The sequence below is a fragment of the Runella sp. R5_40 genome, from assembly GCF_057652295.1.
Map to the genome: position 1 here is coordinate 39,226 of NZ_JBYFCH010000003.1, position 14,221 is coordinate 53,446.

Annotated in this window: 13 protein-coding genes; 8 read left to right on the forward strand and 5 right to left on the reverse strand. The window is 45.0% G+C overall.

Annotation, left to right across the window (positions count from 1 at the left end; all coding sequences use genetic code 11):
• Positions 1–96 precede the first annotated feature (96 nt).
• Positions 97–1,035 carry a sugar phosphate isomerase/epimerase family protein gene (locus AC23N5_RS07325; protein ID WP_028524393.1) on the forward strand — a complete coding sequence of 313 codons (939 nt, stop codon included), beginning with the start codon at positions 97–99 and terminating at the stop codon, positions 1,033–1,035.
• A 150-nt stretch (positions 1,036–1,185) separates the two neighbouring features.
• Here AC23N5_RS07325 and AC23N5_RS07330 read toward each other — a convergent pair whose 3' ends face one another.
• From AC23N5_RS07330 to AC23N5_RS07340, 3 genes are all read right to left on the reverse strand, one after another.
• Positions 1,186–1,542, reverse strand: coding sequence for a helix-turn-helix domain-containing protein (locus tag AC23N5_RS07330; RefSeq protein WP_183971882.1), 357 nt, complete (start codon positions 1,540–1,542; stop codon positions 1,186–1,188).
• Positions 1,543–1,683: 141 nt separating this feature from the next.
• Entirely contained in the window at positions 1,684–2,868 is a 1,185-nt protein-coding gene (locus AC23N5_RS07335; protein ID WP_487755043.1) for a cation:proton antiporter, read from the reverse strand.
• A gap of 104 nt (positions 2,869–2,972) precedes the next feature.
• Positions 2,973–4,475 (reverse strand): trypsin-like peptidase domain-containing protein, encoded by a 1,503-nt coding sequence (locus AC23N5_RS07340; RefSeq protein WP_487755044.1) that lies wholly within the window; start codon positions 4,473–4,475, stop codon positions 2,973–2,975.
• Between the two features lie 325 nt (positions 4,476–4,800).
• On the opposite strand from AC23N5_RS07340, the gene ruvX reads away from it, so the two are divergent.
• From ruvX to AC23N5_RS07355, 3 genes are all read left to right on the forward strand, one after another.
• Positions 4,801–5,214 carry a Holliday junction resolvase RuvX gene (gene ruvX, locus AC23N5_RS07345; RefSeq protein WP_028524396.1) on the forward strand — a complete coding sequence of 138 codons (414 nt, stop codon included), beginning with the start codon at positions 4,801–4,803 and terminating at the stop codon, positions 5,212–5,214.
• Positions 5,215–5,219: 5 nt separating this feature from the next.
• Positions 5,220–5,792: a peptide deformylase gene (gene def / locus AC23N5_RS07350; protein WP_183971879.1), complete on the forward strand. Its 573-nt coding sequence runs from the start codon at positions 5,220–5,222 to the stop codon at positions 5,790–5,792.
• Positions 5,793–5,925: 133 nt separating this feature from the next.
• Positions 5,926–6,654 carry a ribonuclease H-like domain-containing protein gene (locus AC23N5_RS07355; RefSeq protein ID WP_487755045.1) on the forward strand — a complete coding sequence of 243 codons (729 nt, stop codon included), beginning with the start codon at positions 5,926–5,928 and terminating at the stop codon, positions 6,652–6,654.
• Positions 6,655–6,721: 67 nt separating this feature from the next.
• Here AC23N5_RS07355 and AC23N5_RS07360 read toward each other — a convergent pair whose 3' ends face one another.
• Positions 6,722–6,928: a hypothetical protein gene (locus AC23N5_RS07360; RefSeq protein ID WP_487755046.1), complete on the reverse strand. Its 207-nt coding sequence runs from the start codon at positions 6,926–6,928 to the stop codon at positions 6,722–6,724.
• A gap of 260 nt (positions 6,929–7,188) precedes the next feature.
• On the opposite strand from AC23N5_RS07360, the gene AC23N5_RS07365 reads away from it, so the two are divergent.
• The 3 genes from AC23N5_RS07365 (at position 7,189) to AC23N5_RS07375 (ending at position 10,875) form a co-directional block, all read left to right on the forward strand.
• Positions 7,189–8,472: a metal-dependent hydrolase family protein gene (locus AC23N5_RS07365; protein WP_028524399.1), complete on the forward strand. Its 1,284-nt coding sequence runs from the start codon at positions 7,189–7,191 to the stop codon at positions 8,470–8,472.
• A gap of 89 nt (positions 8,473–8,561) precedes the next feature.
• Positions 8,562–10,025: a phytoene desaturase family protein gene (locus tag AC23N5_RS07370; RefSeq protein WP_487755047.1), complete on the forward strand. Its 1,464-nt coding sequence runs from the start codon at positions 8,562–8,564 to the stop codon at positions 10,023–10,025.
• A gap of 19 nt (positions 10,026–10,044) precedes the next feature.
• Positions 10,045–10,875 carry a phytoene/squalene synthase family protein gene (locus tag AC23N5_RS07375; protein ID WP_183971872.1) on the forward strand — a complete coding sequence of 277 codons (831 nt, stop codon included), beginning with the start codon at positions 10,045–10,047 and terminating at the stop codon, positions 10,873–10,875.
• Between the two features lie 69 nt (positions 10,876–10,944).
• On the opposite strand, the gene AC23N5_RS07380 is transcribed toward AC23N5_RS07375, so the two are convergent.
• Entirely contained in the window at positions 10,945–11,565 is a 621-nt protein-coding gene (locus AC23N5_RS07380) for a LytR/AlgR family response regulator transcription factor (RefSeq protein ID WP_487755048.1), read from the reverse strand.
• An 837-nt stretch (positions 11,566–12,402) separates the two neighbouring features.
• Here AC23N5_RS07380 and AC23N5_RS07385 point away from each other — a divergent pair.
• Positions 12,403–14,199, forward strand: a complete 1,797-nt coding sequence (locus AC23N5_RS07385) for a DUF11 domain-containing protein (protein WP_487755049.1) — start codon at positions 12,403–12,405, stop codon at positions 14,197–14,199.
• Positions 14,200–14,221: the final 22 nt, after the last annotated feature.

Genomic DNA, 14,221 nt, shown 5'->3' on the forward strand with positions numbered 1-14,221 from the left:
TGAAGAGTAAAATAAAAACCCATTGAAGTGTGATGATTTTGGTGTCAACTTCAATGGGTACGTATAAATTAGTACAAACCCTTTTAAACTAATTAAATGAACAATCGTCGCTCGTTTATCAAGCAATTAGGGGCTGTGGCAGGGGCTGCAGCGCTTGCTCCTGAAGTGTTGGCCTTTGAGCCCCAGAAAAAACTATGGTTTGAGATTTCATTGGCCGAGTGGTCGTTGCACAAAGCTATTTTCAACGAGAAAAAACTGACTAACTTAGACTTTCCCGTGGTCGCTCGTAAAGAGTTCGGGATTGGGATTGTGGAGTACGTCAATCAGATGTTTAAAGACAAAGCCAAAGACACGGCTTACCTCAACGAGCTTTTGATGCGTTGTAAGGACAACGACATCAAAAACCACCTCATTATGATTGACGGCGAAGGTGGCCTAGCCGAAACGGATGATGCAACGCGTAATAAGGCCGTTGACAACCACAAAAAATGGGTAGAATGTGCCAAATACTTGGGTTGTAAGACCATTCGAGTAAACTCATTTGGCCGTGGTACAGCCGAGGAAGTAGCCAAAGCTGCCGTTGACGGATTGGGTAAATTGGGTGAATTTGCCGCTCCTGTGGGCATCAACGTAATCGTAGAAAACCACGGAGGTTTTTCATCCGATGGTAAGTGGTTGTCGGGAGTGATGAAGCAAGTAAACATGAAAAATGTAGGTACCCTTCCTGATTTTGGCAATTTCTGCATCAAGCGCAGTACAGGTGGCGAGTGGGGTGGAAGCTGCACCGAAGAATACGACCGTTATTTGGGGGTAAAAGAGTTGATGCCATTTGCCAAAGGGGTAAGTGCCAAAACCAACGATTTTGATGCCAATGGCAACGAAGCGAAAATGGATTACGCCAAACTTCTCAAAATTGTGAAAGACGCAGGTTTCCGTGGCATTGTAGGTATCGAATACGAAGGAAATGTAACGTCAGAATACGACGGTATCAAAGCTACTAAGAAACTTTTGGAGCGTGTAGGCGCAAGTGTTTAGAAGGCGAGGAGGGTTTCTCAAAACCCGACTGTCTTGTGTGCGTCGGGGTGCCTATACCCCGACGTATAGTCCTAAAATGCGGAATCAAAATTCGGGTTGTGAGCAACCATCTGCACATTTGACATTCTCTACTCTGCACTCGACACTCTTTTAATGCCCAATTAAGCGGGTGGCAGGGATATTTAGCCCTTTACTCAAACGTTTAATCATTGAAAGAGTTAATTCTCTTTTTTTATTTAATACCTTAGAAACCATAGCTTTATCTCCAATAAATGGAATCAGGTCTATTTGTTTGAGTCCATTTTGAGCCATCTTATTTTTTAAATAGGCTACGGGATCCGAAGCACTCATAGGGTAGTGGATAGCTTCGTACGATTCAATAAGAGTTACCAATAACTCCAATTCGTCGCCTTTTTCGGTTTGAGGTTGTGGCTCAGTTTGAAGTAAATGATAAACACGCTCAAGTGCCTCCTCGTACTGCTCTTCTGTCTTTATCGGTTTTATCATGGTTGAGACTTTCGTTTAAATTCAATTTTTTTTGCATCAATTCTATCATAGGCTGCGTGCGTTCCTACCCACAATATAATAAAAACTCGGGTTGTGAGCAACCCTCAGCACGTTCGACATTCTTCATTCACCCCTCGACACTCAATAAGTATCTTTTTCGGGCTCGCCTTTTTTATTTAACATCAAGCCTGCCATCATAATGAGGGCAGTGAGAATAATGATTTGAATAATCAGAGATTTGTTGATTAGGGGAATCATTTGGGTGGCAGGAATGCTTAAAAAAAGAAGAATGGTGATCAAACCACGTGGCGCGACAAACACCAAAGGCGAAAGTGGAATGCCGTATATTTTTAGGGCAGCAGCTCGGGCGACAAAAATCCCCGCAACGATACCAACCGCCCACACAAACGTATTGGGGTTAAAAATTTCGGCACTTTCCATCAGGTAACCAAACAATAAAAAGAATAAAACCCGAATCACAAACGTCGCTTCGATGACAATCTCCTTGAATTTCGCCACTTCACGGTCAAGCACGTTGGGTTTAAGCTTCTCTACCCAGCCAAATCGCTTGATTTCGTCTAAATTTCCCAGAAACAATCCAAAAATAAGAATAAAAATCAGGGCAGGAAGGTGATAAACTTTCGACACATTATAAATCAAAATAATGAGCAGAATAATGGGCGCAAACTTGATGTGGTGGTCGATTTTGCTCAATAAGTAGGACAGTGCTCCCGTAGCCACAAACGAAATGAGAATAATGGCCAGCAACTGACCAACAAATTGTGTAAGTGAGCTAAAGCCGAAGGTTTCGTTGAAGGCCACAAAATTAAAAAATACCACACCCAAAATGTCAGAAAGACTACTTTCATAAATGACAAATTCTTTTTGGGTATTCGGTAAATTTTTGACGCTCGGAATGGCAATGGCGCTACTGATGACGCACAACGGAAGTACGTTTAATAGGGTATCCTTAAAAGATGTTCCCCCCCAATAGACAAAAGCGGCAGTCGTTCCGATGGCTAAGACTACCATAGGAAGCAGTGCTACCATGAACGATTCTTTGACAGACCCAAGTTTTGAACCATTGAGTTGTAATTCCAGTGAACCTTCTAAGACAATGAGGATTAGTCCAATAGTCCCTAAAATGGGTAGTACAGGTGTGAGATTTGGAATAAAAAGCCCCGTTGACATCGAAAGCTGACGAACTCCCCACCCCATGAGGAGCAATAAAATAACGGATGGTATTTTGGTTTTTGAAGAGGTAATATCAAATATATAAGCAGCTAAGATTAAAAGACAAATGGTGATGATAATCGCGGTTGTCATTGGTGTAATTTGGTTAGGAGAACAAGCAATAATAACTAAACCTCTGAAAAAAACAAAGGGTTAGGACTTTTACAGCCCTAACCCTTTGAGTGATAAATCAAAGATTATAAATTGAATCCAAACGAATAAACGTCTTCTGGATAATCGAGGTACAAACCTTCCATCTGAACGCGACCACCATTTTTTCCTGCCAATGCTGCTTTAAGTTCTTTGACTGAATGTACAGGTTTGTCGTTGACTTTCGTAATCACAAAACCTTCTTCTACACCTACTCGGGCAAGCTTTCCGCCTTGCATGGCCGTTACTTTTACCCCTCCACTGATGTTGGCACGTTGAAGACGTTGTACTTCGCGTGAGTTGAGGTCTCCAAACTGGGCACCAAGCGAACCAAGGGCTGCATCTGCTTCATCGGTTTTGATGATTTCTTTTCCACCTTCGCGGTTACGGAGAATCACACTGTAATCCTTCACCGAACCATTGCGGTTGACGGTCAAGTTGACGGCTTCGCCTGGGCGCTTACGGGCCACAAGTTCGCGGAATTTAGGATCAGAGTCCACCTCAATGCCATCGACTTTGGTGATAACGTCACCTACTTTTAAGCCAGCGTCTTTGGCGGCACTACTGCCATCGCCAAATCCTTTGACATAAATTCCCGTTGCTACTCTAACGTCGTACTGGTCAGCTTTTTTGCTGTCGAGTTCTTCTGGGATGATACCAATGTATCCACGTTGAACCCCACCGAACTTAATAATATCGCTTGACACTTTCTTCACCAAACTAGCAGGTACGGCAAACGCATAGCCTGCGTAGCTTCCCGTTGGGCTGGCAATCGCCGTGTTGATACCCACCAATTCACCTTTCAGGTTAACCAAAGCACCTCCTGAGTTCCCCGGGTTGACTACTGCATCGGTTTGAATAAACGACTCAAGCGGTGTATCGCCTCCTTGACGGTTGGCTGATTGGCGTTGGTTCAATATGCCAATTCCACGACCTTTGGCACTGACAATCCCCGCTGTCACGGTCGATTCTAAGTTGAAAGGGTTTCCTACGGCTACTACCCATTCTCCCACTTTGATGGCGTCGGAGTTCCCAAACGCGAGCGAAGGTAGGTCTTTGGCAGGGATTTGAATCACCGCAATGTCCGTAGAAGGGTCAGTGCCAATTACTTTGGCTTTGTAGGTGCGTTTGTTCGACATGACTACTTCTAGTTCTTCGGCACCTTCTACCACGTGGTTGTTGGTGACAATAAAACCGTCGGCGCTAACGATGACCCCCGAGCCTGATGACTCTTGCTTTTGAGGCCCGCCACGGCGAAAACCGAAGTCTTCCCCAAAGAAATCGAACAAATCCATGCCTCTTTGCTGGGCTTGGCGCATGGCTGATGCTTTGATGTGAACTACGGCTGGGGTTGATATTTCGGCCGCATAGGTAAAATCAACGGCTGCACCCGCAGGAGGAGCCGAGGTGAAGCGCGCCAATGGGCTGTCGGCTTCTTTGAAAATAACGTCTTTGGTATCGTCAAGACCTCCAATAAGCTTGTAACCTCCGATGGTCGCTGCACTTGAAATAAGTCCAACCAATGCCAATGATTTCCAATTCTGATTCATGACTTTTATGAGCTTTTGGTTATGGTTTTTTTGAGTGATTGCTTGTAAAAAAAGTACCGAGATAACGCGTTTTAAAAGCATTCCGTGCCCCAATTTCTAACTTTTAACAATATTTAACAAGACATTGTTTGGAGAACACTTTCTTCTATAAAATAATAATGCGAGCGCTCCAATTCTGCCAAAATGTCATTTCGCTGGGGCAGCTTTTCAACATTTTTCCCCAAAGAGGCTGACGAATTTTCTGCTATATTTGCAACTTAATTAATTACGTAAACCTTGTAGGTTTTCAAAACCTATAAGGTTTAAACGATGAAACAACGAATAAATGGCGCGAATCATTGCGATTGATTACGGGACAAAACGGACGGGTATTGCCGTAACAGACCCATTGCAAATCATTGCGACGGCGCTTGATACGGTTCGTTCGCACGAATTAATCGACTTTTTGAAGCGTTATACTGCCGCAGAAGCCGTGGAGTCGTTTGTGGTAGGAATGCCCCGAAAATTGGACAATACCGATACCAACAACACGCCGCACGTGAAGGGCTTTATCAAACAACTCAAAAAAGCTTTTCCCGAAACACCCGTTTACGAACACGACGAGCGTTTTACCAGCAGTATGGCACTCCAAACGATGATTTCGATGGGAACCAAAAAAAGTGACCGTCAGGATAAATCCAACATCGACAAAATGAGCGCGACCATCATTTTACAATCGTATTTAACCACGAAAAAATAATTTCCATGATATTTCCCATCGTAGCATACGGCGATCCCGTTTTGCGTAAAGTGGCTCGACCCATTGAAAAAGACGAAATCAACTTGGCCGAATTTGTAGCAAATATGTACGAAACCATGTACGAATCGTCGGGCATTGGGTTGGCAGCGCCACAAGTAGGACAAAGTATTCGTGTGTTTGTGGTAGATGGTACTATTCTCAACGAAGACGAAGAAGAAGAGGACAAAGACCCAAGTTTGGAAGGATTCAAAAAAGTGTTTATCAATCCCCAAATTTTGGAAGAAACGGGCGACGAATGGGCGTTTGAAGAAGGATGTTTGAGTATTCCAGGCATTCGGGCGGATGTATATCGTCCCGAAAAACTCAAAATAAAATACCGTGACTCTGAGTGGAACGAACAAATCGAAGAATACGACGGCATGGCGGCGCGTATCATTCAACACGAATACGACCACCTAGAGGGTAAATTGTTTACGGATTACTTGCCGATGCTCAAGCGCCAAATGCTCAAAAAACGCTTAGCTGACATTACCAAAGGCGCAGTGAAGGTAGATTACCGAATGCGCTTCCCGAAATAATTGTTTGTTGTAATCGGTCGGGTTGTGAGCAACCCTCCACACGGGTGGGTCAGGTTGCTCACAACCTGACCGTAGCGCACAAGCAAGTGACTTCTGATTTTTTCTTACTATTCGTTCCTTAAACTGCATCGCCATGGACCTTCGCAAAAAAGCTAAAAACGTACTTTTTATCGACATCGAAACGGTTTCGTCGAAAGCTTCATTTGACCAGCTTGACGAACGAATGCAGGAGCAGTGGGAACGTAAAGCCGCCAATATTCGCAACGACGACCACGTGGCTCCGTTCGACTTGTTTTACCGTCGGGCGGCGATTTATGCGGAGTTTGGAAAAATCATTTGCATCGGCGTTGGGGCGCTTTATTGGAATACCACCGACGAACAGCCGCGCTTTAAAGTAAAATCCCTCGCGGGCGACGACGAGCGGGCGTTGTTGTTAGAATTTAAAGAGTTACTCGAAAAATACCCCCAAAACCAGCTTATTCTTTGTGCTCATAACGGTAAGGAATTTGACTTTCCCTACATCTGCCGACGGATGTTGGTCAACGGTATTTCGCTGCCCGAATCGCTCCAACTTTCGGGCAAAAAACCGTGGGAAATCCTTCACCAAGATACGCTCGACATGTGGCGTTATGGCGACTACAAAAGTTTTGCACAGTTGGACTTGTTGGCGGCGCTGTTTGGAATTCCGAGTAGTAAATCGGATATCAGCGGCGAAGACGTAACGCGGGTGTATTATGCTGAAAAAGACCTCGATCGCATTCGGCGCTACTGCAAAGAAGACGTGGTCGTACTCGCTCAACTGTGGCTGCGTCTCAACCAATTTGAGACCGTGAAGCCCGAGAATATTGTGCGGGCGGAGTAATAGAGTTGAAATACAAAAAAGGAGGCACTCCCGTTGGAAGCGCCTCCTTTTTTATGTCGAGTTAGACCTACTTCAACGGCGTTGATAAATTGATAAAATAGATGCGATTCATATCTACTTTTCCTGTAGCAGGCAGAATCTTTGTGGTAAAGCTATTTTGCCCGTTGTCCACCACCCCAAAATCATCGTCGTTAGAAACCGCGATGAGCGTATTGCTAAGAATGGCAATACCTTCGGCTTTATCGTGAGGGTAAACGGGTGATATTTGCGTCAATAAATCAAAGACCAATGATTTGGTTACAGGGACAATACCCGCAGATTGGCGCAGATTGAAAGCCGCAGATGCCCGCTGATGTAAGCTTTTTTCAGCGCCAATCTGCGGAGGAATTCTTCAGTGGCCTTCTGCGGGCGAGACGATGCAATCCACCTTAACAATAAAATAACACAGATGGTGACTTTGTCAAAATTTTCTGTGGAGATGTCGCCATAGTTTGTTTTCTTTGAGCTGCCTTTTCAAACAAAGACCAAATCCCAATGAAAAAAATCTACCTGTTGGCGGGGGCCATGGCGCTCGCTGCTTCCTCTTCATTGTACGCCCAACGTACCCTCATCCACTGCGGAAAACTTATCGACGGCTTGGCTGATGCAGCCCAAGACCAAATGACGATTGTGGTGGAGAAAAACCGAATCACAGCCGTGGAAAAAGGCTATACCAAAGGCCAAGGCACCGATAAAGTGATTGACTTAAAAAACAAAACGGTTTTGCCTGGCTTGACCGACATGCACGTGCACATCGAAAGCGAAACTAGCCGAGACCAGTTTGCCAAACGCGTCAGCTACACGCCCGCTGACATTGCGTTTGAAGCCCAAAAGTACGCCTACATCAACCTCATGGCGGGCTTCACGGCCGTGCGCGATTTGGGTGGAAGCGGCGTCAATATTTCACTGCGCAATGCCATCAACAAAGGCTTGGTCGTTGGGCCGCGCATTTTTACGGCAGGCCAAACCCTCGCAACTACAGGTGGCCACGGGGACCCTACCAACGGTTTAGGCAACCACTTTACCGCTCCCGAAAAAATGACCGATGGCGTCGTGGACTCGCCCGAAGCTGGCCGCAAAGCCGTGCGCCAACGCTACAAAGATGGGGCCGATTGCATCAAAATCACCGCCACGGGTGGGGTGTTGAGCATTGCCAAGAGTGGAAAAGCACCTCAGTTTACCGACGATGAAGTGTCGGCCATCGTTTCTACGGCCAAAGATTATGGATTTCACGTGGCTGCGCACGCCCACGGTGCCGAAGGGATGAAGCGGGCATTGCGCGCGGGCGTGACAACCATCGAACACGGAACGTACATGGACGATGAGGCCATTGAGATTTTCAAAAAAACGGGCGCCTATTACGTACCTACCATCATTGCTGGGCGTTCGGCGGCCGATTCGGCCAAAATCATTGGGTATTTCCACCCGTTTGTTCGCGCTAAAGCGTTGGAAATCGGGCCATTGATTCAGAAAACGTTTGAAAAAGCCTACAAAGCAGGCGTAAAAATTGCTTTTGGAACCGATGCGGGTGTGTTTGCGCACGGAAAAAACGCCAAAGAGTTTGAATATATGACCGAAGTGGGAATGCCGCCGATGGAGGCCATCAAGTCGGCGACTATCGTACCCGCGCAGATTTTGGGCGAAGAAGCCAACATGGGCAGCATTAGCAAAGGAAAATACGCCGATATTATTGCGACCGATGAAAACCCGCTCCAAAACATCAAAACGCTTCAAAATGTCACGTTTGTGATGAAAGACGGCGCGGTGGTGAAACAGTAATTTTTTAACTTTTTTGCGTATATTCAAAAACCGTTGATGGGGTTTGCGAGTTTAGTTACTACATTCATCACGGAAGAACAATTTATACGTTGAAAAAAGTAATCGTCATAGGAGCAGGCTTTGCGGGGCTTTCGGCTGCCACTAGCCTTGCCAATAAAGGGTTTGAGGTAACTATTTTAGAGAAAAACTCCGTGCCTGGTGGACGGGCACGGGTTTTTCGTGAAAAAGGCTTTACGTTTGACATGGGCCCCAGCTGGTACTGGATGCCCGACGTGTTTGAAACGTATTTTGGGAAATTTGGCAAAAAGCCTTCTGATTACTACCAACTTGTGCGGCTAGACCCCTCGTATGCCGTTATTTTTGATGCCACTTCGGCCGTCGATATTCCTGCGGGAATCGATAAATTAAAACAACTTTTTGAGCAAATAGAGCCTGGCAGCGGGCAGCGTTTGGAGGCGTTTTTGGAACAAGCCGCGTACAAATACGACGTGGGCATGAACAAATTTGTTTGGAAGCCAAGTCGAAGTATTTGGGAGTTTGTAAGCCTCAAACTGCTCTATGATTTGGGACGAATGGACGTGCTTCAGACTTTTGCTGGGCATATCCGTAAGTATTTTTCGGATCCAAAGTTGCTGCAATTGATGGAATTTCCCATTCTATTTTTGGGAGCAACCCCCGAAAATACCCCAGCCATGTACAGCCTGATGAACTACGCCGAAATTTCGATGGGGACGTGGTATCCGATGGGGGGAATGCACGAAATTGTGAAAGGAATGGTGGCGTTGGCGGAAGAAAAAGGCGTAAAAATCTTGCTCAACAAAAACGTGACCCGCATCGACGTAGTGGGTGGAGTAGCCAAACAAGTCGTGACTGAGACGGGTACGTTCGACGCCGACGTGGTGGTGGCAGGAGCTGATTATCATCATGTTGATACAAAACTGCTGGGTCAGTACCGCAATTATTCGGATACGTATTGGGATAAACGTACCCTTGCGCCATCGTCGTTGCTATACTATTTAGGGGTCAACAAACGTATCCCAAAACTACAGCACCACAACTTGTTTTTTGACGAAGATTTCAAGCAGCACGCCCACGAAATATATACCAAACCACAGTGGCCCAGTAAGCCGTTGTTTTACGCATCGGCACCGTCCAAAACCGACCCGTCTGTTGCGCCTGAGGGCTGCGAAAATTTGTTTTTGTTGATTCCCGTAGCGCCTGATTTAAAGGATGATTCGGAAGAAATTCGCGAACAGTATTTCAATGTTGTGATGGAACGCTTGGAGACATACGTTGGGGAAGACATTCGGTCGCACGTGGTCTATAAACGTACCTATGCCCATCGCGATTTTATGTCGGATTACAATGCGTTTAAGGGGAATGCCTATGGTTTGGCAAATACACTGATGCAAACGGCATTTTTAAAACCAACACTCAAAAACAAAAAGGTGGCTAATTTGTTTTATACAGGACAACTCACCGTGCCTGGGCCAGGCGTACCGCCGTCGCTGATTTCGGGTCTAGTGGTCGCTGATGAAGTTGAGAAAGCATAAAGAAACCAAACCATTCTCCATGATACAGTTATTTAATCAGACAGCCTTGGAATGTAGCAAGCTTATCACGGAGCGCTACAGTACTTCTTTTACATTGGGTATCAAGACATTAGATGTAAAATTTCACTTGCCCATCTACGCCATTTATGGTTTTGTTCGCTTCGCCGACGAAATTGTGGATACGTTCCATGACCACGATAAAAAGTTTTTGTTGGACAAATTTCGTTATGACACGTATGAAGCAATCGAGCAGCGTATCAGCCTCAATCCCGTGCTTCACGCGTTTCAGTTGGTGGTGAATGAGTACCAAATCGAACGTGATTTGATTGATGCGTTTTTGCACAGCATGGAAATGGATTTGGCTCCCTTGGAATACAATAGAAATTTATATGACGAATACATTTATGGCTCGGCAGAAGTGGTTGGATTGATGTGTTTGCGGGTATTTTGCGAAGGCGACAGCAAGATGTTTGACCACCTCAAGGAAGGAGCAAGGAGATTGGGCGCGGCGTTTCAGAAAGTGAATTTCTTGCGCGATTTGAAAAGCGATTTTGTTGATCGTGGGCGGATATATTTCCCAGAAGTTGATTTTCGTTTGTTTTCCAAAGAAGCCAAACGAAAAATCGAAGCTGACATTCAGGCCGATTTTGACGCGGCCAACATTGCCATCCAACAGCTGCCAAAAAGTGCCCGAATGGGGGTTTATTTGGCCTATGTGTATTATTTGACGTTGTTCAATAAAATCAAAGAAACGTCGGCATCTCGCATTCAAGAAGAGCGCATTCGGGTGCCAGATTTTCAAAAAATGGCACTTTTGGCCAAAACATACCTCCAATTTAGGCTCTCCTAAATTCAATACCCTGCTCTAAGCATTATGGCGGCTTCCAGCTTACTTTCTCGTAAGTTGGAAGCCGCTTTTTTATTCTTTATCCAATAACTTAAGCCAACTGTTTAGGCGGAGTTTGTAGGTGACACCTATCTCAATGGCCTTGTCGTCGATGTAAAGATTTTTCTTATCAAAGCTTGTTATCTTCTGAATATTGACAATGTAGGATTTGTGCACCCGAGTGAAAATTTTGGCGGGTAGCTGGTGCTCAAGACGGGTAATTACATCGTTGATTACCAGTACTTTGCCGTTTGGTTTGCAGATTTTTGAGTACATGCCATAGGCTTCAATAAACAAGATTTCATCAAAAAGAATAGCGTGTATTTTTCGCCCAATTTTTACCATGATTTTATCCGCTAACGTCAAATTACTGGCGTGGCTCATTACTTGTAGAGCTCGATAACAAGCTTTTTGAAAGCGCAGCGGAATCAGCGGTGAGACCAAGTAGTCGAGTGCCCCCACATCAAAGGCTGCTAAGGCCATCTCTTTAGAATGACTCACGACAATAACGGGGGGAAGGTTTGTTTGGAGTTGAAACAAATCAAACCCAGGTATGTCGGTGAAATCAGCCCCCCAAAAAAGGATATTGGCATCTTGGGTATTTAGAATGCCCAACAGTTGAGTGCCTGATTGACACACAATGGGAGGTTGCATAAAAGGAAGTTTCATAACTAACTCCTTCACTTGATTCGCAAGGTTTATATCAGCAATTGCAATAACAGGGGTCAGACTATTCATAACGAACGGAAAAGTAAATTTATGTAAATACGCAAGCCCATTAATCAGTAAATGGATGATTAAAGCCGTTGGTTTTTGTATAACAAAAAGCGTGCTAGTTATTAGTATATGTTTGTAGTTATTGGTATTTAAAATGATTGTTGATATGCCAAAATGGAGTATTGGTATATTAGATATTGGCATTTCGTGTAGTTTTTTGGGTAGGAAAGGGTGAAGAAAAAAAATATACAAAGTATCGTTCAATTCATCAGTATATTTTTTGAATTAACCTATGCCAAAGTGTGAATTGGCTATGTAAAAAAAAAGCGCATTTTTTTTGCAGGTTGCTTGGCCTCAAAATTGATGCTAGATAACTAAAAATAACACTGATTTGCTAGGCCCTTTTTGGAGGTTCACAAGCAGGTTTTTCAAAGAAAAAAATGACAATGTAGCAGAGAAGTACAATAAAAATATCAAAAACAGGAGGGAAAGAATCCTTAGTACCGACCAAAGTAATCAAGCCTTCTTTCTCCTCCTTCGTTGGTTGAACCCCAAAAACAGGTTAACACCATGCAAAGATACTGCAAAAATGGTGATAGGGAACTTTTTGTCCCAAAATCATCACTATCAGACGATTATTCGTCATTTTCAAGGCTCAGGGAAGCTGCGAAACAAGGTGTTTTATTTTCTAGACTCTTCCTCAGAACGGTTGCTCGTGGTGTGAGCACTACCTGTTTATCGTTTATATCTTCTATCAAAAATACCCCTTTTCCGATGAAACAATTTGTACGACTGTTGGCAGCCGTTGGTTTGCTATTGGTGTCGGTTGCGACCTATGCCCAAAAAGGCTCTTTTGCCGTGCGTTTGAGCCTCAAATCGTTTGATTGCCTTACCAAAAAAATGGTAGTGCAAGTCCAAGTTAAGGCCAATAACGCCGATAGTACATTCCTAATGGGAGATGCAAATTATCGTTTTCGGTATAGTACCCAACAATTGGCCAACCCCACGATTGTAAGCGAAGAAAATTTCTCAGGAAATGCACCCGCCAGTCAAATTGCCTACCAATCTCAGAACTTAGAAGGAAGTACGGCGGGGGCTACCAATGGTATAGTTTCTCTAAATACCATTTTTGCAGGCAGGGCAGGAGCAAGGCAAGTAACAACCGACTGGACAACGGTGAGTTGCTTGTCGTTTGATGTCCTTGCCATAACGGGTTGCTACACACTTGCGTGGCAGAAAGATACAGATTTCCCAAGAACGGGTATGAACGAGGTAATTGTAACCGCTGCTACCCCTTTTGCTTATACAACTAAAAATGTGGCCTCGGCCAAAGTTTTTGAAAACCTAACCGTGTGTGCTGATCAGTTTTGTCAGGCAAGTAAGGCCAAATACGGCGTACGGTTATCGGTAAAAAGCTTTGATTGTGAAACCAAGAAGGTCGTGTTGCGGGTGGAAGTACGCGCTGCGGATGCCGAAAGTGCTTTCTTGATGGGAGATGCCAATTACCGCTTCAATTACAGCGCAACCCTTTTAACAAACCCACAAATTGTTTCGCAAGAAGCTTTTTCATCTGTTGCTCCCGCATCTGACAACCGCTACACGGCCCAGAATTTGACAGGAAGTACCGAAAATGCGACCAGCGGAGTGGTGTCGCTCAATGTAAAGTATAGTCCCACAGGAACGCCAACGGCGCGCCAAGTGACCCAAGCATGGACGACCGTCTCGTGTATTTCGATGGATTATAAAGGGGCGTTGACAAACCCTTGTTTTGATTTAAACTGGCAAACCAGTACCGATTTCCCTAAAACAGGGATGAACGAGGTGAACATTAGCGGCAATCAATACACACTTACGGATGTGGCGACAGGAGTGGAATATACGAAAGCAACGCTTTGCCCTGCGCAGCGTTGTGCAGGAAAAGTTGCGGATTTGTCATTGAGCAAAAAACGTATTTCGGCTGCTCAAGCAACTGTAGGTAGTACGGCCATATTTAAACTAACTGTCAAAAACGATGGGCCAGACTCAGCGACAAACGTTGTGGTAACAGACTCGCTTCCAGTGGCTTTGAAGTGGCTTAGTTCTTCGCCAGCACTCACGCCAGCAGGTCAGGTGGTGACGTGGAGCATTGCAAGCATCGCGCCAGGTGACAGCGTAGAGCTAACAATCAATACGCAAGTTTTGGCAGAAGGCGTACATTTCAACCGGGCGGAAGTGACGGCCTCAGACCAAGACGATCCCGATTCGACGCCAAACAATAACTCACTACTCGAAGACGATATAGCCCATGCTTGTGTGAGTGTACCAATCAAACTTTGCTCAAATCAAGAAATTACGGTGACCGTGCCAAGCTTCTTCACCAACGTTCGATGGTTTAAGGGAACGACGCAAGTGGGTACAGGAAATTCCATCAATTTATCGGAGGCAGGAGCATACAGCATCAGTGCCGATGCAGGAAGCTGCCCTGCGGAAGGGTGCTGTCCTATCATCATCGAAGCAATTGATTGTTGTCCACCGAATTTGTGCATACCGCTGGTGGTCAAGAAAACCAAGAGTGCAGGCAAGCCTATTTAAGGCTTGCTTTTTCCCGTTTTGA

Excerpts from the sequence above, each read along its gene's own strand:
- AC23N5_RS07365 (WP_028524399.1), top strand. The coding sequence starts at position 7,189 with ATGAAAAAAATCTACCTGTTGGCGGGGGCCATGGCGCTCGCTGCTTCC.
- AC23N5_RS07355 (WP_487755045.1), top strand. The coding sequence starts at position 5,926 with ATGGACCTTCGCAAAAAAGCTAAAAACGTACTTTTTATCGACATCGAA.
- AC23N5_RS07340 (WP_487755044.1), bottom strand. The coding sequence starts at position 4,475 with ATGAATCAGAATTGGAAATCATTGGCATTGGTTGGACTTATTTCAAGT.
- AC23N5_RS07330 (WP_183971882.1), bottom strand. The coding sequence starts at position 1,542 with ATGATAAAACCGATAAAGACAGAAGAGCAGTACGAGGAGGCACTTGAG.
- ruvX (WP_028524396.1), top strand. The coding sequence starts at position 4,801 with ATGGCGCGAATCATTGCGATTGATTACGGGACAAAACGGACGGGTATT.
- AC23N5_RS07335 (WP_487755043.1), bottom strand. The coding sequence starts at position 2,868 with ATGACAACCGCGATTATCATCACCATTTGTCTTTTAATCTTAGCTGCT.
- def (WP_183971879.1), top strand. The coding sequence starts at position 5,220 with ATGATATTTCCCATCGTAGCATACGGCGATCCCGTTTTGCGTAAAGTG.
- AC23N5_RS07380 (WP_487755048.1), bottom strand. The coding sequence starts at position 11,565 with ATGCAACCTCCCATTGTGTGTCAATCAGGCACTCAACTGTTGGGCATT.
- AC23N5_RS07375 (WP_183971872.1), top strand. The coding sequence starts at position 10,045 with ATGATACAGTTATTTAATCAGACAGCCTTGGAATGTAGCAAGCTTATC.
- AC23N5_RS07325 (WP_028524393.1), top strand. The coding sequence starts at position 97 with ATGAACAATCGTCGCTCGTTTATCAAGCAATTAGGGGCTGTGGCAGGG.
- AC23N5_RS07385 (WP_487755049.1), top strand. The coding sequence starts at position 12,403 with ATGAAACAATTTGTACGACTGTTGGCAGCCGTTGGTTTGCTATTGGTG.